Genomic DNA, 20,765 nt, shown 5'->3' on the forward strand with positions numbered 1-20,765 from the left:
GTTCACCGAGCACCCATCGACAGGTGTTCGGCGACGGGGCCCAGCACCAGCACGGGCATGAACTGGAGCAGGGTCAGGATCACGATGACCGCGATCAGGGTCAGGGCGAAGGTCGGTGTCTCAATTTGCAGAGTGCCGGCACCCTCGGGCGCGAGGCGTTTGCGGGCCAGCAAGGCGGCAATCACCAGCGGCAGGATCAAGGCCGGGTAACGGCCCAAAGCCAGCACCGCGGCGCAGCTCAGGTTCCACCAATAGGTGGCGTCACCCAGTCCCTCGAAGCCGGAGCCGTTGTTGGCAAAGGCCGATGCATATTCATAGAGCACCTGGCTGATGCCGTGGAAAGCCGGGTTGGAATTGCCCGTGATGGACGGCAGGACCAGCGTGACGGCGGTGAACCCCAGCACCACCAGCGGCTGCAGCAGCACCAGCACGGCCAGCAATTTCACTTCCGGTGCCTCGATCTTGCGGCCGAACAATTCCGGCGTGCGCCCGGTCATCAGGCCGGCGAGGAACACGCTCAGCAACAGGTAGACCAGGAACTGCTGCAGGCCGCAGCCAATGCCGCCCCAGATGGCGTTGACCAGCATGTTGCCGAGGGTGACCAGCCCGGTCAGCGGCGCCAGCGAGTCGTGCATGGCATTGACCGAGCCATTGCTGGTCTGTGTGGTCAACGCGGCCCAGAGGGCGGAGGCATCGGCGCCCAGGCGCACTTCCTTGCCCTCCATCAGCGCGATGTCGGTCGCGGAGGACGAATGCCCTTCAGACCACAACGCGAGCCCCGTGGACGCCAGCGACATGAGCAGCATGCACCCGAGCACCAGCGCCGCGAACTTCCTGCGCCCGGTGAAAGCACCCACCATGAAGGCCACCGACACCGGCAAGAGGATGATGGCCAGCGTCTGTAGCAGGTTGGACAAAGGCGTCGGGTTCTCCAGCGGCACCGCGCTGTTGGGGCCGTACCAGCCGCCGCCGTTGGTGCCCAGTTGCTTGGCCGCGACCATGGGCGCGACGGGGCCCAGGGGAATCCTCTGTTCCTTCAGGGTCACACTGGCATCCATCGGCGTCGCCACCGGACCACCCGCCAAGGTGGACGGCACGCCCTGCCAGGCCAACAGCAGCGAAAGCAGCAGGCACAGCGGCAGGAACACCCGCACGGTGGGGCGGATCACGTCAGCCCAGTAGTTGCCCAAGTCCAAGGAAACCGCATCTGGCTGGCCCGTGTTCGCCACCCGCGCATTGCGACCGCCAAACAGGCCGCGCAGCGTGGCCACCACCAGGGCCAGGCCCATCATGGGCGTGATCACTTGCAGGCCGACGACGCCCGTCATCTGTGCCAGGTAGGACAACTGCGCCTGACCCGAGTAGTGCTGCTGGTTGGTGTTGGTCAGGAAAGAGACCGCGGTGTGCAGCGCCAGATCCCAGCGCATGTTCGGCGCATCGTTCGGGTTCAGCGGCAGCCAGGCCTGGGTCATGAAGATGCCCATGGCCAGCAGGCCCAGCACGAGGTTGCTGAGCAGGAAGGCGCCGGCATAGGCCTTCCAGCCCATGCCCTGCGCGGGGCCCACGCCCAGCAGGCGGTAGAGGAGGCGCTCGAACCAGCCGAAGAGCCGGTCACCCCGCATGGGTTCGCCGCGCATCACGGCGGCGAGATAACGTCCCAGCGGCCAGCCCAGCACGAGGGCCAGCCCCAGGACCGTGACGAATTCGATCATGAAAGAACTCCTGCACTTCTGTTCGGTGAAGGCCGCCAAGACCTCGGCGGCCATGCAGAAATTCTCGAAGCCACCCCCGTAAAGTCACCAGCCCCGGCCGGAGCTCAGCGCATAAATTCGGCGTAAATTCGTTGCGCATGCATGCGTGCGTGCCGTTCGCGCCCGTCTCCAGCGCATGGCGCTGGCGGCGGTTTGCGACGGTTGAGGGCAACTGGCCAGGTTCTGCGACACTTCCCGCATGACGCTCACTTGGCCCATCGCCGCCGCCGTGCTGTTCGGCGCGCTACTGCACGCGAGTTGGAACGCGCTGGTCAAGTCCAGCCAGGACAAGACGCTGGACACGGCGCTCATCCACCTGCTTGGTTCCCTCGTCACCCTGCCCCTGCTGTTCTGGCTGGGTCCGCCGCCACTTGCGGCCTGGCCCTACATCGCGGCCTCGGTGCTGATCCACATCGGCTACTACATCGCGCTGGCGCGCGCCTACCATCACGGCGACCTGGGCCTGGCCTACCCGCTGATGCGCGGCAGCGCGCCCTTGCTGGTCGCGCTGTGCTCGGCACTTTTCGTGGGAGAACATCTTTCGCCGTTGGCCTGGGTCGGCGTGCTGGGTGTGTGCTGCGGCGTGCTGGCGCTCGGGCTGTCACGCCACGCGCTGGACTCGCCCAAGGCCGTGGGCTTCGCGCTGGCCAACGCGGTCATCATCGCCATCTATACCCTGGTCGATGCGCTGGGCGCGCGCACGGCCAGCCAAGGTGGGGACGGCCTGGGCACGCTGCGCTACGTGGTGATGCTGTTTGCCTTCGACGGCTGGCCCTTTGCCTTGCTGGTGCTGGCACGGCGTGGCAAGGCCGCATGGCCCCATGCGCTGTCCTACGCACAGAAACGCTGGCCGGTCGCGCTGGGCGGCGCGCTGGCCTCGCTCGGCTCCTACGGCATCGCGCTCTGGGCCATGACGCGCGCGCCCGTGGCCACCGTGGCCGCGCTGCGCGAGACCTCGGTGCTGTTCGCGGCGCTGATCGGTGCCTGGCTGTTGCGCGAGCGCTTCACGCCGCGCCGCGCCATGGGCACGGCCGTCATCGTCGCGGGCGTGATGGCGCTGCGCCTGGGCTGAGAGTCCACCTGCCTTGACGCAGGTCGGAAAACCGAGCCGCGCGCCTCAAGCCTAAGGCCTGATCAGGGCGTCAGCACCCGGAAGGTCAAGGTGTAGTTGTAGCCGTACATCGGCGCGGCCGCGCCCTGCGGCGCCGCACCCCGGTAACGCACCAAGGCCAGGTAGACACCGGGTTGGGTCATCGCGTAGGCGACGCGACCTTGCGCATCGGTCTTGACGCTGGCGCTGGTGTGCTCGCTGCCCAGGTCCATGGGGGAACGGTAGATGTCCACCGTCTGCCCGGCCAGCGGTTTGCCATCGAACAGCACAGTGAACTCAAATTTCTCGCCCGTGAACAGGTCGTTCGGATGGGTGACTGGCGCGATTTCCAGGCCCTGCAGGGTCGGCTCCACTGCGCGCTTGTTCGGCGCACCAGCGGTCACGTAGGCCTCGGACACCGAATGCGACTGGTAATGGGACAGCAGCTTGACGCCCGGCGGCGGGGTTTTGCTCCCATCGCGCGAGATCTCCACCTTGCCGTCCTGCTCCCAGCTGCGAAAGATCGAACCCAGCCGCACACCCGTGCTCAGGCGATAGGTGCCCTTGGCGCCGGGCAATTTCTGCTCGGCCACGGTGCGTGACTTGAGCTGATGCACCTCGCCGAAGGGCAGCACGCTGCCATCAGGCGTGGTGATCACGAAGCGCGTGTCGCCAAAGTTCACTTCGGACAGGAAGAATTTTTCGGCATAACCCGCATCCACGCTCAGAACCGCATCGGGCGCCGGGTCAAAAATCATGGGCAGCAGATAGGGCGTGTGGGCCTGGGCCGCGCCGGCCAGCATCAGGCCCGCGCAGGCCAGGGCGCGCGAAGCACGGGCGAAAAAGGTGTTGAGAAAACCGCTCATGGTCAGTTCGCATCCTTCTTCATGTTGTCGGCGGCATTCACCACGCCATCGAGGTTCACGTCCCCGGTCTTGAAGGTGCGCTCGGCGACGTCCAGCTCTTCCTCGACGGACAGGCGACCGTCCTTGTTCTTGTCCAGGATGTTGAAACGCACATGCGCCTGTTTCATCATCTGCTGATACCCCTCGTCCACCTGGCGGCTCTGCGCAGCGTACTGCTGCTTCAGACGCGCCTCGAACTCGGCCACGTACTCGGCCTCGCTGAGCCAGCCATCCTGGTTGCTGTCGGCCGCCACGTAGCGCTGTTTGCGCAACGTGTCGTATTCCTCGCGCGTGACCAGGCCGTCACGGTTGACGTCATAACTGCCCATGAAAGCCGCATAGCCATGCCCTCCTGCGGGGTTGACCGGCCCCAGGGTCTTGTCGGCCGTCGGCTGGGACGGGGCCGCACAAGCCGCCAGCAGAACGGCCAGGCTGGCCGCGACAAAAACGGGGAGAGGAGCTTTGTGTTTCATGAAAACCTCGATCGGGACGAATGAAATGGAATGCCCCAGGCGGCTTCGCATGCACGTGACCCTGTCCAGACAGGCGAGGCGGCATGCCTGCCATGCCGCCCCGGCGTCATTCGAAGACCTCTGGAACGCCGAAAGCCCATTCTCTCATGATTATTAATTGCGAATCATTCTCATTGTTAATATACTTTGCAAAGACTTGCATGCCAGACATGCGTGCCGGTCTTGCCACTCTCTCATGCAACTGCCAAACAGAAGAAAGTCCATGCCTTCCAACCCCATATCCCGTCGTGACGTCGTTCCCGCCTTCCGCCTCAGGCCGCTGGCCTGGCTGGCCATCTGCCTCCTCAGCCCAACGTTCAGCGCGCAGGCACAGGAAGTTGCACTGCTCAAGGAAATCGTCGTCAGTGGCTCACGCGTCGAGCAGTCGGCCGATGAATTAGCGGTTTCCATCGACGTCATCGATGCAGACTCCATCGAGGAAAAACAAGCCCGGGACATCCGTGACGTGGCGCGCGAATTGCCCAATGTCAGCGTTCAACGCGCGCCAGCACGTTTTGGCATGGCCCAAGGCAGTACTGGCCGCGATCAGAACGCCGGCTTCAACATCCGCGGGCTGGACGGCAACCGCGTGCTCATCCTGGTGGACGGCATCCGCCAGCCGCGCAGCTATGCCTTCGGTGCCACCGCCTTCGGACGCGATTACCTCGATGTCGGCCTGGTACAACGGGTGGAAGTCGTGCGCGGCGCAACTTCGGCCCTGTATGGTTCGGACGGCATGGCCGGCCTGGTTCATTTCATCACCGCCGACCCGAACAATTTCCTGGACGGCGACAAAAGTTTCGGCGGACGGGTTTCCCTGGGCTACGTCAGCGAAGACCAGTCCAAGCACATTGGCACTACCCTGGCGGGCCGCATCAACGACGAGCTTCAGTGGCTGTTGGGCGCCAACAGCTCGCGGGGTCAGGAACTGGACAACCAGGGCAGCAACGACAGCAAGAACAGCACCCGCACCACGCCCAACCCGCAGGAAAACGAAAACTACAGCCTGCTGGGCAAGCTGGTCTGGACACCCGGCGGGGGCCAGCGACACGCACTGACGCTGGAGCATGTGAACAAGAGCAGTGACTATGAACTGCTGACGGCGCGCTCCGCCACGGTGCTGCGCTCTGACGCCAGCACCGACATGGAACGCAGCCGGGCAACCTGGGATGGCCGTTGGCAGGTCGATACGGCCCTGGCCGACGAAGTACGTGCCGTACTCAGCTATCAGGACGCGCACTCGCGCGAATGGGCTGACGAGGATCGCACCACCACGGATCGCGTGCGCGACACGACCTATGACGAAACGACCTGGCAGTCCAATCTGCAAGGCAGCAAGCTGCTGCGCATGGACGGTGGCACGGCCCAGAAGATCACCTATGGCGTCGACTACGTCGTCACGGACGTGGTCAACGAGCAGGACGGCGTGACACCACCCGCCGGCGAGACCTTTCCGCTCAAGCGCTTCCCCAACACCCGCGAGACCAGCGCCGCCCTTTATGCGCAGGACGAATTCATCATGGGCGACGTCAGCGTGACGCCCGGCGTGCGCTTCGACCACTACAGCATTGACGCCAGCCAGCAAGACTTTCCCGCCGACGCCAAATCGATCTCGGGTCAGGCCACCAGCCCCAAACTGGGCGTGCTCTGGCGCACGACCGAGCAATGGAGCGTGTTTGGCAACTATGCGACGGGTTTTCGGGCTCCCAATGCCGGGCAGGTCAACGCGTTTTTCGAGAACGCAGCCCAAGGTTACAAGACCATTCCCAATCCGGATCTGAAACCCGAAAAGAGCCAGACATTCGAACTGGGCCTGCGCGGTCGACTTGACGGTGTCGCTTTGGACTTTGCAGCGTTCACAGGCCGCTACAAGGATTTCATCAAGGACAACCAGAAGGTCAGTGGCGCGGGAACGCCAGCGGACCCCACGGTGTACCAGTCAATCAATATCGGGGAAGTGGAGATCAGTGGCTTTGAGGCCAAGGCCGACATCCGCTGGGGCGAAGCCGGTCAGTTCGCGGGCGGCACGCTGTCTACCCCCCTGACCTATGGCCAGACTCGGGGACGCGATACGAAACAGGATGTTCCGCTTGACTCGGTCAACCCCGCGCGCCTGACCGCCGGCGTACGCTACGACACGCCGGTCTGGATGCTGCGCCTGGACGCCACGCACAGCGCGGCCAAGGACAAGAGCGATGTCGACGCCAACACGCAGTTCCTGCCCGACGCATACACCGTGTATGACCTCAGCGGCCAATGGCGCATCCGCAAGGACCTGCGCCTGACGGCCGGCGTCTACAACCTGAGCGACGAAAAATACTGGAACTGGTCTGATGTGCAGGGCCTCGCCGCCACGTCGACCGTGCTGGACGCCTACACCCAGCCGGGCCGCTCGGTGCGGGTCTCGATGAGCGCGGACTTCTGACGCCAAGCACGGTCTCACAGGCTGGCACGTCAAGGCCGGTCACGCGCAATGCGTGACCGGCCTTGTGCGTTTGGGTTCGCTGCAGGGAAGCGTGCCGCCCGGCTGGCCGCCCTGGAACAGCCGTCATCTCCGGGCAGGATAATGAAGCCATGACCTACGTGATGCCGCCCCCCTGCCCTCGCCCGTCCTCGCCGTGATCTTCGACTGGGCCGGCACCCTGGTCGACCATGGCTCGCTCGCGCCCACGCAGATCTTCGTGGACGCCTTCCAGACCTTCGGCATCCGCATCACGCTGGACCAGGCACGCGGGCCCATGGGCCTGTCCAAGCGCCTGCACATCCACCAGTTGCTGAACGACCCCAGCGTGCAGGCCCAGTGGCAAACCACCTTTAGCCGACCCTCGACCGAGGCCGACATCGACGCGATCTACGAGCGCTTCATGCCCATGCAGATCGAGAAGGTGGGCGCCTACTCGCAGCCGATACCCGGTGCGGTGGAGACGCTGGCCTGGCTGCGCGCGCGCGGCATCAAGATCGGTTCCTGCTCGGGTTACCCCAAGCAGGTGATGGACGTGCTGCGCCCGCTGGCGCAGCAGGCCGGCATCGCGCCGGACCACGTGATCGCGGGTGACGAGTTGCCCGCGGGCGGCCGGCCCGGCGCCTACATGGCCCTGGCCAATCTGCTGGCGCTGCAGGTGCCGAATGTGCGCGCCTGCGTGAAGGTGGACGACACCACGCCCGGCGTGGAGGAAGGTCGCAATGCCGGCATGTGGAGTGTGGGCCTGGCGCTGTCGGGCAATGAAATGGGTTACACGCTGGCGGATGTGCAGGCCATGAAGGCGGAACATCCCACCGAGTACGAGACCCGCCTCGCCAAGGCCCGGCGCCGACTGCAGGATGCGGGCGCGCATTACGTGATCGATAGCGTGGCCGATTTGCCTGCGGTGATCGAGAACATCGAGGCGCGGCTTTTGAAAGGCGACGCTCCCTGACAAAGCGCTGGCCACATAGGCGAATAGGTGAGGGCACGAGGACGCGGGGTAAAGGCTGCGCTCATGTCCCCCGGAACGGCTGTGCCGTTCCTCCTCCTTGACTTCGCTCCGCCTTCACCCCACCTCTTCGTGCCGGCCAGCATCCTTGGTACTCATAGATCAAACTGAATTTTCCCGCCGTATGCGTTTCTTCAAAGACCTCCAACTCTCCGCCGCCAGCGCAGGCTTCGTCGCCGTGTTGGTGGGTTTCACCAGTTCCGTCGCGCTCGTGTTCCAGGCCGCGCAATCCTTCGGCGCGACGCCGGAGGAAATCAGCTCCTGGATGTGGGCGCTGGGCATCGGCATGGGCCTTTGCTCCGCCCTGCCCTCGCTGATCCTGCGCCAGCCGGTGATGGTGGCTTGGTCGACGCCGGGCGCGGCGGTGTTGGCCGCTGCCGGGTTGGCGGGCGGCTTTTCGATGGCCGAGGCCATCGGCGCCTTCATCGTCAGCGCGGCGCTGATCACCGTGGCGGGTGCCACGGGCTGGTTCGAGCGGGTGATGAACCGCATCCCCATGACCCTGGCCGCGGCCCTACTGGCGGGTGTGCTGGCACGCTTCGGCCTGAACGCCTTTGGCGCGGCGCAAACCGCGCTGCCGCTCGTGCTGCTGATGCTGGCCACCTACCTGCTGGGCAAACGCTTCGTGCCGCGCTACGCCGTGCCTCTGACGCTGGTGATCGCCATCGCCTACGCCGCGCTGCGCGGGCAACTGGCCTGGAACACGGTGAGCTTCTCACTGGCCTTGCCGGTCTTCACGATGCCACAGTTCACGCTGTCCGCCATCGTCAGCCTGGCGCTGCCGCTGTTTGTCGTGACCATGGCCTCGCAGAACTTGCCCGGCGTGGCCGCCATCCGAGCGGCGGGGTACGACATGCCCATCTCGCGCCTGCTCACGATGACGGGCGTGGCCACCCTGCTGCTCGCACCCTTCGGCGCCTTCGCGCTGAACTTCAGCGCCATCACCGCCGCCATCTGCATGGGCCGCGAGGCGCACGAAGACAAGGCCAAGCGCTACACCGCCGCCGTGGTCTGCGGCCTGCTCTATGTGCTGGTGGGCGTCTTCGGCGCCACGGTCACAGGCCTGTTGCTGGCCTTCCCCAAGGAACTGGTCGCGGCCATCGCCGGCCTGGCCCTGCTGGGCAGCATCGCCGGCGCGCTCGCCGCCGCCTTCGCGCAGGAAGACCAGCGCGAGGCCGCGCTCATCACCTTCCTCGTCACGCTCAGCGGCGTGGTGATCGCAGGCGTGGGGTCGGCGTTCTGGGGGGTGGTGGCGGGGGCGATTGCGCTGGGGGTACGTAGGAGATGATGCGTCAAAATTTCTGCCGCACTCGGGTCTTGGCTGCCCATTTACCTGTACGCAGTAGCCGGTGTTCCTAAAAACCCACGACCCCTTGTTGGGCACAAGCCAATAAGACGGATACAAACTGACTCTCGGGCAACGGCGATCTTTACTCCTTCTTCTCATTTACTACAGCTTTGGGGCCACTTGTTAAACTTGTCCAAAGAGCTGTCAATCGCTTTATCGCTTCAGGCCTTGCCGTACTCCAAGCTCCTGAACCCACTGCACCTAGTGCGCTAAATGCAGATTGAGCGTTGCTTCCTGCAAATCCACCTGCAATCGCTTGCAGAAGCGCCCTATAAGTCCCGCCATCGGCCCAATTTGCCGCCTCATCCGGATCACTACTCTGCAACTGCTGGTACATCGCTTCGGCATAGCTATCCACCAAAGGGTGGCTATATTGATCAAATGCCTGCGTAATGACGACTTGATTATCCAAATCCTCTAGCACTTCGTCCAAATCGAAGTTATTGGGAATACCGGCTTCCTTGTCACCCGTTCTGACATCTTGATGGCCCGCAATACCGCTGATACCAGCTGTAGTGACGCTGCGATCCTTGTCACCATCACTGCCATTTCCACCGATTAGAAAGGGTTTAGGTTTTGTGAGGTCATAGTTGTCATCGATTGTGACGTCTGTGCCAGCGCCGAAGCTGCTGGCGTTCGCCTGGTAACGGGCCTCGTTTTTGATGTCACGCGTTGTGAGACTGGCCGTCAGGAAGCTGTTGCGTTCTTCCTGAACGGCCTTATCGGTACTGGTCACAGATCCGCCGATGAGGCTCGTGTGCCCCGCCACATTGACCTGGAACCCTCCGTCACCCGCTCGGAGCCCAGATTGCTCCGTGACGCTCTTGTAATTGCTGTTGATATTCGTCTGCCCGTAGTTCCCACTGACACTGCTGGTACCGTAGCAGATCGGTGGAATGCACAGACTCAAGCTGAAGCCTGCACTCTGACTATTTTCAGTATACGTAGCGTAGTTCTGCAGGCTCTCGATCTTGAGATCACCGCCGATGTCGGCCTTGATCTGATCTGCCTCAGCCACAGCCCCCTTGAGTGTGACGTCACCTCCACTGTGGATACTCAGATTCTTTGCATTGACATGGGTGTTCGTGTAGACCGTTTCCTCCCCATCACCGCTGCCTTGGCTAAAGCCGGCACTGAGGTTGATGCTGAAGCCGTTCTGGCTGCCCATGCCATAGCTAACCCCCACACTAGCGTTGCTACTGCTCTGGTCGCTGTGCTGCTCGCGGTAGTTGCGTGCGGCCAACAGCGCAACATCCCCCTCCGCGCTCAGACTGGCGTCCCCTTTGGCGTTGATGTCCGAACCTTGGATCAGAATGCCGGAATTCACGCCTGCGCCACTGGCCCGGATACTGATATTCCCGCCGGCCATCACCTGGCTGCCATGGGCCGTGTTGGACTGGCTCTCCAACGTGGACTTGCTGCTGGACGAGCCAATGCTGACGCTGATGCTTGCGCTGGTGGAAGCGCCACCGCCACCTGCCTGGGCCGTGCCCTGCATACCAGCAAGCATCTGATTCGCCTGCATGGCCAGCGTCGCCGCACCCAGAGCCTTCATGCGCTCGTTATCGGTGTTATCCGTCGCTTGGGCCACGTTGCTCATTCCCTGCAGGGCCGAAATCATTGGATTGCTCAGCCCCAGGCTCAAGCCACCCTGGCTGAACTTCTGCTCGGTGCTCAAGTTGCTGGTTTCCCGCGCCTCGCCGATCTGAACGGTCTCGGCCTCGATGCTGATATCCCCGTTAGGTGTCAGCACATTCGAGCCTGTTTGGGTGTAGTTCTTCCCCGCTGTCAGGGTCACATTGCCCAGCGTGCTACCCACCGTGCTTCCATTGGCCTGCGTCTGCGTGCCCCGCTGGTCCAGGCTCTGAGACTGACTACCCACACTGACAGATGTACCGCCACTCGCCGAAAAGCCACTTTGCGTGGATCGTTCGTAGTGAGATTGATGACTGCGCGTTTCGACGGACTCCAGACTTAAGTCATTCCCCGCGCTAAGACTCGTTCCCTTATCGCCGATGACCTGACTGCCTGCCACGATCAGGTCATGCTTGGCCTCCAAGTTGACCGTCTCGCCGCCCCAGGCGCTGGCCTTCACGATCTCCTCACCCAGACTCGTCCTGCTGGTGGTACTACCTGAACTGATTCCGCTGCTGCCGCTGGCGTAGCTGGCCGCGTCCATGCTGTAACTTGACATCCCCGCTTCGAGAGTGATGTCATGGCCCGCCGTGGCCGTCAGTACTCCATCCGCCTGCACACTGCCTGCACGACTGTAGATGTCGTTGCCGGCATTCAGCGTGACATCACCACCTGCGCTGATCTGGCTGCCCACTTCGTCGCTCTGGTTCAGGTGCACGTAGTTCTTGCGATTCCATACCACGTCGCTCTGACTGCCAGTCTGCACCGTGTTCAGGTTGATGTCGTTGTCCGCGCTCAGGCTCACGCTGCCCGCGCTGCTGATGATCGCCCCGGTAAGGTTGACGTCGTTGCCCGCGCTGGCCACCAGCACCCCGTTCGCGTTACTCACGTAGAGCGCCGCCACCCGGTCCACGTATTCGCCGCTGTAGCTCGCGCGGCGGGTCTGCCCGCTTCCTTCCATCGTGGTGGTCGTGATTTCGATGTCACCGCCCGCATGCAGGGCTATGGCGCTTTGCGCCCCGATGGTGCCACCGACGTTGCGGATGTCTTCTTCAGCTTGCAGGCTGACGCTGTTACCCGCCACGCTGCCGCCCAGATTGCTGATGCCCTGGGCGCTGATCTGAGTAAGCTGCCGGCCAGCGATGCTGCCGCTGTTGGTCAGTTCTCCTTCCAGGTCGATACTCACGTCGCGCCCGGCGATCAGGGCGGTACTGCTGCCACCAAAGAGCTTGCCGTCCGCCGCCAAATCGCCTTCGCGGGGCGCCAGATACACCTGCGGTACCAACGCCAGCGTGGTGCTTCCATCAGGCAATGCCACCTCGCGCTGAACCAACCAGACGACGTCGCTGGTGAGCGCGGCCACCTGTTCCGCGCTCAGAGCCACACCCAGGCTCAGTTGCTGCTGCTGGGCGAAGGTCGCACCCGCGTCCAAGAGTGCCTGATACTGCGCCTGATCATCGCTGTAGTCACCCAGAAAGCGCTGGCCCGTGAGCTGCATCACCTGTTCACGGATGAGTTTTTGCTCGTAGAAGCCATCGCCCAAGCGTTTTTGTGTCGTAGCCGGGTCAGCGCTGAGCGCTTGGAGCATATAGTCGCTGCTCAGCCAAAGTCGCTGGTTCGTGAAGCGCGGATCAGTTTCGACAAGATAGCGACTACCGGGTTGGGCGGGTTGGTACAGACCGGCCCCCGATCCGCTATACCCTGGGAGGCTCAGCGACGGCAAGGAGGGGGAGACAGCAATAGGCCCTGGACCGGTAGTAGTGACCGGCGAGGAGGCAGCGGCTCCGGTTTTCTCTTCATAACGCAACGGACCGATCTGGGTGGTGCGCGTGATCGTCTCGGCGTAGGCGGCTTTTTTCCAGCCGTACTCGGTGGTACACCCAAAAAAATTGCAATCGCTGTCGGTCACACCCCAGCGATAGGTGGTACCTGTGCGCGCAATAGGTGCGGAAACCCCAGTCACTTGGTTTGTGATGCTTTTGCCGGTCACATGCAGCATGCCTCCGGCAATGATTTGCGCATCCTGGTTCAGGCCATTGACGCCTACGCGCAATTGCATGTCACCACCGCTGACAATGCGGCCCGGCGCAGTTTTGGTGATTACCGCGCTGCGTGTGGTTTCGGTGTAAGTGCGGTAGACGTCGTAGGTGAGCAGTTGCGCATCCACCTTTTCACGCATGGCCTGCACGAGTGCGTTGAGTTTGAGCCACGGAGCTGCTTGGTCGTCCCATTTTTGCTGAGCTTGGACCGAGGCAGGCTTGGGTGTATTTCCGCGATCGGGATATTCGAGAGCCGGGCGCCTCTCCACGGGCGGGAGCGTCGCCGGTGGCGTCAAACCAAAACGTGCCCAGATAGGGTCTGTCAGGGAATATGTGATTTGGGCGGAAACACTGATGTCTCTGTCACCCGCACCATCCTCCAAGTGTGCGGGAACGAAGGGGTCTTCGTTTTCGTAATACACCTTGTAGATCAGCTCGGCATAAGTACTCCCCTTGGGCAAGAGGCTTTTGTCACCCGTGGTCCAAGCCACATCGTTCTCGGTCAGAACGCCCGATGACATGGTGTATTCGACATGGCTCGTGGACGGATCGTCCTGCACGCGCCATTGCAGACCGGTGTTGGTGTTACGCAGTTCATCCACGGAAATCACCATGCCACCCAGGCTCTCAACCGTTGCGTCGTCGTTATCCAGCAGCTTGGCATTCAGGTTCAGGCTGTCGGCGCTGAAGATCAATGCCGAACCACTGTTGTGAACTTCCTGCGCACTGATGTTCAGCGTCGCGCGCGCTGCGATCACCGCACCGTTTTCGTTGTGCAGTTGCGCCACATTGACATTGAGCTGGTCGCCGTAAACACGACCCGTATCACTGTTGCGCAGCGTCTGCGCTTCAATGCGTGTCATCTCGCCGTCGATCACACCTCGATTATCCAAAGTGGCGATGGCTGTCAATTCAGTCTGGGTTGCGCTGACGGTACCGCTGGCCGTGTTGCCAAGGTTTTGCGTCTTGAAAACCAAGCGGCCGTTGGAAGCGATCTGGCCACTATTACTAGCGTCAGCCGTAACCTGGATACTCAGGTCACCCTGGGCTTGCACCGTACCGTTATTGATTAAGCCAGCGCCGCTCGTGATCTGCAAAGCCTGTCCGGTGAGCATCTGACCCGTGTTCGTCACACCGCCCTGCGCGTTCAGCGCCATAGGTCCATTGGCTTGCAAGGAACCCTGGTTGCTCAGCACGGCGCTGGCCGTCATTTCAACCTGAGCTGCACCGATGCTCCCGCTTGTACCATTGGTGATGTTCTGCGCATCGACGATCAGTCGACCACTGGAAGCAATCTGGCCACTGTTGTTAGCATTGGCTGTGGTCTGGATACTCAGGTCACTCTGGGCTTGAACCGCGCCACTGTTGGTGAAACCTGCGCCACTGGTGAGTTGCAAAGTCTGTCCGGCGAGCATCTGGCCAGCGTTCGTCACACCGCCCTGCGCATTCAGCACCATAGGGCCATTGGCTTGCACCGAACCCTGGTTATTCAGCAAGGCGCTTGCCGTCATTTCGATCTGGGCCGCATTGACGCTGCCGCTTGCACCGTTGCTGATGTTCTGCGCATCGACGATCAAGCGACCGCTGGAAGCTAGCTGACCACTGTTACTCGCGCCAACTGCGGCCTTAATACTCAAGTCCACCTGCGCATGCACCTCGCCACTGTTGACGAAGCCCGCGTCACTGGTGATCTGCAGGGACTGCTCTGTAAGCATTCGCCCGGTGTTTGTAATACCGCCTTGCGTGTTCAGTTCGACCGGTCCGCTGGCTTGCAACACCCCCACATTGGTCAATTGCCCATTAGCCTGCAGCACCAAATTGCCCGCCGTCGCCGCGATCACGCCACGCTGGTTGACCCCGACCCCCGCTTCGGTTCCGATCAAGTGGATTTGCCCGGCATACATGCCACCAAGTTGGCTCACGTCCAGCGCAAACGCAGGCGTTGGATCCGCCGCCGAAGCCGCCAATGGGCTTGCCGCCAGAGTCGATGCGTTGACCTGGTTCGCTCCGATCACGACATTGAGGCGATCCGCCCAGATGCCCGCATTGACGTCCACAGCGCGCGCCAGGATGGCGGTGTAGTCCGTGCCACGGGCGTCGAGCCCGTTGCCGCCGAAAGAGATGCGCCCACCCTGCACGCGATACGCCTCCAGCGTACCGCCGTTGAAAACCGGCGTGCCGGTGGTCAGCGTCACGCCACCGGCGTTGATGAAACCCGCGCCGTTGACCTGAATGCCCGCAGGGTTGGCAATCACCACTTCCGCGCGCTGGCCCGCCACCTCCAGCCAGCCATTCAAGCTGCTGGGCTTGCTGCTGTTCACTTCATTGAGGATCACCCGTGCGCTGCCGCCCGAGGCCAGCCACGGATTGCCCTGCACCCAGCCGCCAAGCTGGGTTTGCACATCGCCGCGGCTGTTGTTGAGAATGACCCCTTGGCTCTTGACGTCGAACTGGCTGTAGGTGTTGCGCGAAACCCCTGCCGCGCTGGGTGTCTGGATGTTGACCAGGGGCACACCGTTCGGGGCACTCAGCACCGTGGCTTGCTGGTTACCCGGCGCCGTGGGGTCCGCCACGATCTGCGCCCAGGCCAAAGGGTGCAAGGCCCAGCCCCCCAGTAGCAACGCGGCCATCGTGGTGGCGGTGGTACCGGCTCGCCGGGCGCGGCGCTGGCCGCTCCCACCTTGGCCCGTGGCCCGTGCGTCTTCGCCCACGGCCATCAAGGCACCACGGGCACGATTGAATATCAGTTGATAACACTGACGGTTCATGACAGACACTCCCTTTGCTAACGCGGCACGCTGCCCGCGACGAAAGGGAAAGGAGTCGCTGCGCAGTGGTCTGCAACCACTGCGACGGACATCCAGGGCCTGGCGGCCAGAAACGGATGCCCACAGCCCCGCTATCGTTTCAGCGCCTATTGCGCCGCTGAATTAGACCGGTGGCTTTGCGACCCCGCCTTTCGGACAGGTGTGCCTTGGGAACAAAGTATAGGCAGTGCGCCATATCAGCTATGCACTGGCGAGATGCTAAATCGTAACGAAATGACACAACCCGATCCTCGCAAGAGTCCTACCGCTCCCGGTAATACATCCGCATCGCAATCGGCGCTGCCACGGCGGTGATGACGGCGGAGGCCACCAGCACCCAGATCACATCACCCCCCACCACATTGCCATGCATCAACCCACGCGCGGCGTTGGTCAGGTGGGTGACGGGGTTGAGGTTGACCACGGTCTGCATCCAGCCGGGCATGGTGGCCGGGTTGACGAAGATGTTGCTGACGAAGGTGAGCGGGAACAGCAGCAGCATGCTGGTGGTCATCACCATCTCGGGTGTGCGCACGAGCATGCCGATGATGATCCAGAACCAGGACAGGGCCGAGGTGAAGAGCAGCACCAGCAGCAAGGCCAGCACCACGCCGCTGACACCGCCCGTCGGGCGGAAGCCCAGGACCAGGCCGACGGTGAGCACCACCAGCGCGGCCAGCAGGTAACGGCTCAGGTCACCGAACAGGGCGCCGACGATGGGGCTGGGCTGCCAGATGGGCAGCGAGCGGAAGCGCTCGAACAGGCCCTTGGTGATGTCGGTGCACAGGCCCATGCCGGTGTAGATGGTCAGAAAGACCAGGGTCTGCACCACGATGCCCGGGATCAGCCATTGCAGGTAGGCGTCGGTCGAACCCGCCAATGCACCACCGAACAGGTAGGTGAACATGAAGGTCATCATGATGGGGAAGACCAGCACGTCGAACAACTGGAAGGGCACGTGCTTGATCTTGAGCATGGCGCGCCAGGCGAGGGTGAGCACGGCCGCGCCCGCGCTGGCCGGCGCGGGGCGAGGGTCTTTGCTCAGCACACCATGCAGGGAAATCTTGTCGCTGCTCATTGCTTGTCTCCTTGCTTGCCGGTACCGGCGCTGGTGCTGTCCTTGGATTTGTCTTCCGCGGGTTTGCCGGTGATGGCGAGGAACACGTCGTCCAGGCTGGGCTGGGCCAGGGCGAATTCGGCGATCGCGATGTTCGCCGCCGCGAGCTGGGCCAGGGCCTGGGGCGCGAGTTCATCGCGGGCGACCTTGGCGCGCAGCAGCCCTTCATCGTCTTCGTCACCTGCCTGCACCTCGGCCACCGATTCGCCCAGCACCCGGCGCAGGATCTCTTCGGCCGCCGCGCGCTGTGCCACATCCGCAAGACGCAGCTGCAGGGCACGCCCGCCAACAGAGGCTTTGAGTTCACGGCTTGTGCCTTCGGCGATGACCTTGCCATGCTCGATCACCGCCATGCGCTCGGCCAGGCGGTCGGCCTCTTCCAGGTACTGCGTGGTCAGCAGCACGGTCGTGCCCTCGGCGGCGATGGCGCGCACGATGTCCCAGACCTGGTTGCGACTGTGTGGATCCAGGCCCGTGGTGGGTTCGTCCAGGAACAGCAGATCGGCCGTCACGATGAGGCTGGCCGCGATGTCCAGCCGGCGCCGCATGCCGCCCGAGTAGTTGCGCGCCTGGCGCTTGGCGGTTTCTTCGAGGTCAAAGGCGGCCAGCAGTTGCTTCGTGCGCGCCTTGGCCGCGCCCCAGGAAAAGCCCAGCAATCGCGCGATCAGGATGAGGTTTTCCTCGCCGGTCAGGTCTTCGTCCACCGAAGCGAACTGGCCCGTCACGGCCACCTTGGCGCGCACCTGGGCGGCCTCGCTCACCAGGTCATGCCCGAGCACCCGGGCCGAACCGCCGCTGGGCTTGAGCAGCGTGGTGAGCATGCGGATGGTGGTGGTCTTGCCCGCGCCGTTGGGGCCGAGCAGGCCGTAGACCGATCCGCGCGGGATCGCCAGATCGATCCCCTGAACAGCGACGAAATCACCGAACTGCTTGCGCAGGCCGTGGGTCTCGATCGCCAACTCCGTAACGAGTGCAGGCATCCCGTCTCCTCCTGAAAAAGAGCGAAGAGTGTACGGTTTGCATGCGGCCCGCGTCCTGCCTTTTTGCGTGACACGCCCGGCATCGGCATTAGGAAAAACACGCAGCCGGACACCGAAGCGCAAGCCCCTGCGCCTGCATCCGGTCCAGCTCTCTCGCACCTCACAGGGTCTTGAACTTCTCCAGCGTGTGCCGTGCCCACTTCGAAGCGTCGTAGCGCTCCACGCTGCGCTGCATGCTGGCCATACGCTCTTTTTGCTCCTGCGGCGGCATGGCCAGGGCGCGGTCGATGGCCGCATCCATCTGGAAATTGGAATAGGGGTTGGCCAGGACGGCGCCGTCCAGCTCCACGGCTGCGCCCGTGAATTCGGACAGCACCAGGGCGCCGCCCAGGTTGCCGCCTTCCGCGCCCTCGCCACCGTTGAAGCGGGCGGCCACGTACTCCTTGGCCACCAGGTTCAGGCCGTCGCGCAGCGGGGTGATCCAGCACACGTCGGCGCAACGGTAATAGGCGATCAGCTCCTCGAAGGGGATGGCCGCGGTCGACAACCACAGCGGCCGGTAGGCCAGGGTGCTGTAGCGGCCGTTGATGCGTCCGGAAATCTGCTCGATCTCGCGCTGCACGTTGCGGTAGGCGCCCATGCCCGAAGCCGCCGCCACGGACGTGACCAACAACTGCACCTGGCCGACCAGCGCGGGCTGACGCTCCAGCAGGCGCTCGTAGGCCAGCAGCATGTCGCGCGTGCCCTTGGTGTAGTCGGAACGTCCCACGGACATGATGAGCCGGCGCCCGCTCAGTTCCTCGCGGATGCGCGCTTCGCGCTCGCGGGTCACCTCGCGCGCCGCCAGTTCACGGATGTAGGGCACGTTGGTGCCGACCGGGCAGGCGTCGACATGGATGACACGCCCCTGGTAACCCAGCTTGACCGGCGAGGAGGCCTGCGACAGCGCCAGCCCCTGGTGCGAGAGGCTGGCCGGCGCGGGCGCCTCCTCCAGCACCTTAGCGCCTTTGAGGTTGCGCGCCGCCGCCGCGAAACCTGCCGCGTAGCGCGGGATGTGGAAGCCCACGAGGTCACAGTCCAGCAGGCTGTTGATGATCTCGTCCCGCCAGGGCAGGATGCTGAAGATGCTGGACGAGGGAAAGGGCGTGTGGTGGAAGAAGGCGATCTTCACGTCGCTGCGCAGCTTGCGCACGTAGTGCGGCGTGAGCCAGAGGTTGTAGTCGTGGATCCAGATCACCGCGCCGGGCGCGGCCTGGGCCACGGCGGCTCCGGCGAAGAGGCGGTTGACTTCGCGGAAGGTCGGCCAGTCCACCGCGTCGTAGTTGTAGCGCTCGGGGAAGGAGTGCAGGATGGGCCACAGCGCCTCCTTGGAAGTCACGTGGTAGAAGCTGCGCACCTGCTGCGCGGTGAGCGGCAGGCGCGAAACGTTGTAGGCGCCGTAGGAATCCTGGATGCGCACCACGCGCTCGAATTTCTCGGCCTCGCGCCCCTTGCCTTCCACCTGCTTCCAGGCCACCCAGGCGCCGAGTTCGACCGAGCCGAAGAAGCTCTTGAGCGTAGGCACGATGCCGTTCGGGCTGGCGTGCTCCTTGTAGACCACCTGGCCGTTCTCCACATGCTCCTCATAGGGCTGGCGGTGGTAGACGATGACCAGGTCGGAGAGAGCGTTCTTGTTTTCCATGGAAGACTTCCTTTCTTCTTGACTGCATCGGACCGGCGCACAGATGCGCTGGCCAGGATGGGCGTACAAAGGGTTGCGCAAATGGACGTGTAAAGAGACGATCACATGGGTGACGCGAACAGACCGTGCTCAACAAAACCGTGGTGCGGCATCGCGTCCAGAATTCCGGCCGCGCCCGGAAGCGGGCTGCGGTAGATGCGGCGCGGCCTGATGTCATGCGCGTGCGAGGGCTCGGCTTGCGCCTGCTCCCGCTCCAGCGTGTGCAGGCACTCCAGCAACGCTGACTCTGAATTACCCACGGCCACGCCGCGCAGGCCCGTTTCGAACAGCGACAGATCGTTGAGCGTGTCACCCGCGACCAGCACCTCGTCTGGCGCGATGCCCAGATGTGCGATGAGCTGACGCAGTGTCGGCCCCTTGGAAATGCCGCGCGGCAGCACATCCAGGTACATGCCGGCCGACAGCAGGCCGTCATACCCAGCCGCCTCGATCTTGCACAGCGTCCCGGGCGACAAGGTCGCGGGCTCGTACCAGTAGCTCAGGCGGTAGCGAAAAGGGGTGTCCTGCTCGCGCAGGCCGGGTTCGTCCGCCAGCAGGGCGCGCAGGCACGCGCCTGCATCGTTCCAGCGCGCGGCGATGTCCGTCTCCAATTCCGGCAAGGGCTCGATGCCCGGCCCACCCGCAATCGTCGTGCCCACGTCGCCAATCACATAGTCGGGCCGAGGCACGAAGCCGTCGGCCACCAGCCCACGGATGAAGGGCAGGTCACGCCCCGTCACGAAGATCAAGGTCAGCATCTCGCGCTCACGCTGCATCCGCAGCCACTGGTACAGGGCCTGGCGCCCGGCCAGGCCACCCCCAGAAAAGTACCGTCCAGATCGGTGGCCAACGCCAGGGGACGCGAGAGTGAAGGTAAGGATAAGCAGGGTGTCGTCATGCAGCGGGCTCCTTGCAATGCGGCGGCCTGGGTGGCCCTGACGGCCGGCCCCTAGGCAACGATGAAAAGACCGGAGACGCGTGCCCCCATTCCTGTCAGATCTGCATCGCGCGTGTATCGCCGAGGACGTGCAGACTGCGACTTCGAGGAGGAAGCCCGTGGGAAGAAAAGCAGACGACCTGAACAGGCCGACAGGCCGCATGCGCCCCCCGGTCGCGGAAGGCGTTTCAACAGAAAGCGCTCAGCCGAGCGGAGGCTCGGAGCGACGGTTGGTCGCGTAGCGCAGCACGGCGAAATGCTCGCCCGGCAGGGGCGGCGTGAGCGTGCTGCGCGAGCGCACCATGCCGCGCGTGATCGCCGCGCCCAGCTTCGCGTTCACCCGCGCACAGCACCGCGCCTGGCGGCGCAGGACGCGGTGGGCATGCGGGCGGGGAAAGGGGGCGGCGTACATGGGCAAGGGGGTGCTGAAAAGCCAAACGCCGCGCGGCAC

At 63.6% G+C, this 20,765-nt stretch carries 13 protein-coding genes and 1 riboswitch; of the genes, 4 read left to right on the forward strand and 9 right to left on the reverse strand.

The window, feature by feature from the left end; genetic code table 11:
- Positions 1-2: 2 nt before the first annotated feature.
- A complete protein-coding gene (gene kdpA, locus DW355_RS00195; RefSeq protein ID WP_131276763.1) occupies positions 3-1,712 on the reverse strand; it encodes a potassium-transporting ATPase subunit KdpA in 1,710 nt (569 codons plus the stop codon).
- Between the two features lie 238 nt (positions 1,713-1,950).
- Here kdpA and DW355_RS00200 point away from each other — a divergent pair, with 238 nt between their 5' ends.
- Entirely contained in the window at positions 1,951-2,823 is an 873-nt protein-coding gene (locus DW355_RS00200; protein ID WP_131276766.1) for an EamA family transporter, read from the forward strand.
- A gap of 62 nt (positions 2,824-2,885) precedes the next feature.
- Here DW355_RS00200 and DW355_RS00205 read toward each other — a convergent pair whose 3' ends face one another.
- The gene (locus DW355_RS00205; RefSeq protein WP_131276769.1) at positions 2,886-3,707 is read right to left on the reverse strand and encodes a DUF4198 domain-containing protein; all 822 of its coding nucleotides are present in this window, start codon (positions 3,705-3,707) and stop codon (positions 2,886-2,888) included.
- 2 nt (positions 3,708-3,709) lie between these two features.
- Positions 3,710-4,219 carry a hypothetical protein gene (locus DW355_RS00210; RefSeq protein WP_131276773.1) on the reverse strand — a complete coding sequence of 170 codons (510 nt, stop codon included), beginning with the start codon at positions 4,217-4,219 and terminating at the stop codon, positions 3,710-3,712.
- A gap of 262 nt (positions 4,220-4,481) precedes the next feature.
- On the opposite strand from DW355_RS00210, the gene DW355_RS00215 reads away from it, so the two are divergent.
- From DW355_RS00215 to DW355_RS00225, 3 genes are all read left to right on the forward strand, one after another.
- Entirely contained in the window at positions 4,482-6,683 is a 2,202-nt protein-coding gene (locus DW355_RS00215; RefSeq protein ID WP_131276778.1) for a TonB-dependent hemoglobin/transferrin/lactoferrin family receptor, read from the forward strand.
- A 193-nt stretch (positions 6,684-6,876) separates the two neighbouring features.
- Positions 6,877-7,674 carry a phosphonoacetaldehyde hydrolase gene (gene phnX / locus DW355_RS00220; RefSeq protein ID WP_242671261.1) on the forward strand — a complete coding sequence of 266 codons (798 nt, stop codon included), beginning with the start codon at positions 6,877-6,879 and terminating at the stop codon, positions 7,672-7,674.
- A gap of 181 nt (positions 7,675-7,855) precedes the next feature.
- Entirely contained in the window at positions 7,856-9,019 is a 1,164-nt protein-coding gene (locus DW355_RS00225; protein WP_131276784.1) for a benzoate/H(+) symporter BenE family transporter, read from the forward strand.
- A gap of 142 nt (positions 9,020-9,161) precedes the next feature.
- On the opposite strand, the gene DW355_RS00230 is transcribed toward DW355_RS00225, so the two are convergent.
- The 6 genes from DW355_RS00230 to DW355_RS00255 all read right to left on the reverse strand — a co-directional run bounded on the left by DW355_RS00230 (position 9,162) and on the right by DW355_RS00255 (position 20,726).
- Positions 9,162-15,521: a hemagglutinin repeat-containing protein gene (locus tag DW355_RS00230; RefSeq protein WP_131276787.1), complete on the reverse strand. Its 6,360-nt coding sequence runs from the start codon at positions 15,519-15,521 to the stop codon at positions 9,162-9,164.
- Positions 15,522-15,639: 118 nt separating this feature from the next.
- A riboswitch (cyclic di-GMP riboswitch) is annotated at positions 15,640-15,737 on the reverse strand.
- Positions 15,738-15,822: 85 nt separating this feature from the next.
- Complete coding sequence (locus DW355_RS00235; protein WP_131276790.1) at positions 15,823-16,638, reverse strand: ABC transporter permease; 816 nt, start codon at positions 16,636-16,638, stop codon at positions 15,823-15,825.
- Positions 16,635-17,657 (reverse strand): ATP-binding cassette domain-containing protein, encoded by a 1,023-nt coding sequence (locus tag DW355_RS00240; RefSeq protein ID WP_131276793.1) that lies wholly within the window; start codon positions 17,655-17,657, stop codon positions 16,635-16,637. The genes DW355_RS00235 and DW355_RS00240 overlap by 4 nt, the downstream gene beginning before the upstream one ends.
- Positions 17,658-17,817: 160 nt before the next feature.
- Positions 17,818-19,338 (reverse strand): glucosylglycerol-phosphate synthase, encoded by a 1,521-nt coding sequence (ggpS, locus tag DW355_RS00245; protein ID WP_131276796.1) that lies wholly within the window; start codon positions 19,336-19,338, stop codon positions 17,818-17,820.
- Between the two features lie 101 nt (positions 19,339-19,439).
- Positions 19,440-20,135, reverse strand: a complete 696-nt coding sequence (locus DW355_RS00250; RefSeq protein WP_242671262.1) for an HAD family hydrolase — start codon at positions 20,133-20,135, stop codon at positions 19,440-19,442.
- Between the two features lie 381 nt (positions 20,136-20,516).
- Positions 20,517-20,726, reverse strand: a complete 210-nt coding sequence (locus DW355_RS00255; protein WP_131276799.1) for a hypothetical protein — start codon at positions 20,724-20,726, stop codon at positions 20,517-20,519.
- Positions 20,727-20,765: the final 39 nt, after the last annotated feature.

Source organism: Hylemonella gracilis, assembly GCF_004328645.1.
In the GTDB taxonomy this organism is placed as follows: Bacteria; Pseudomonadota; Gammaproteobacteria; order Burkholderiales; family Burkholderiaceae_C; genus Hylemonella; species Hylemonella gracilis_B.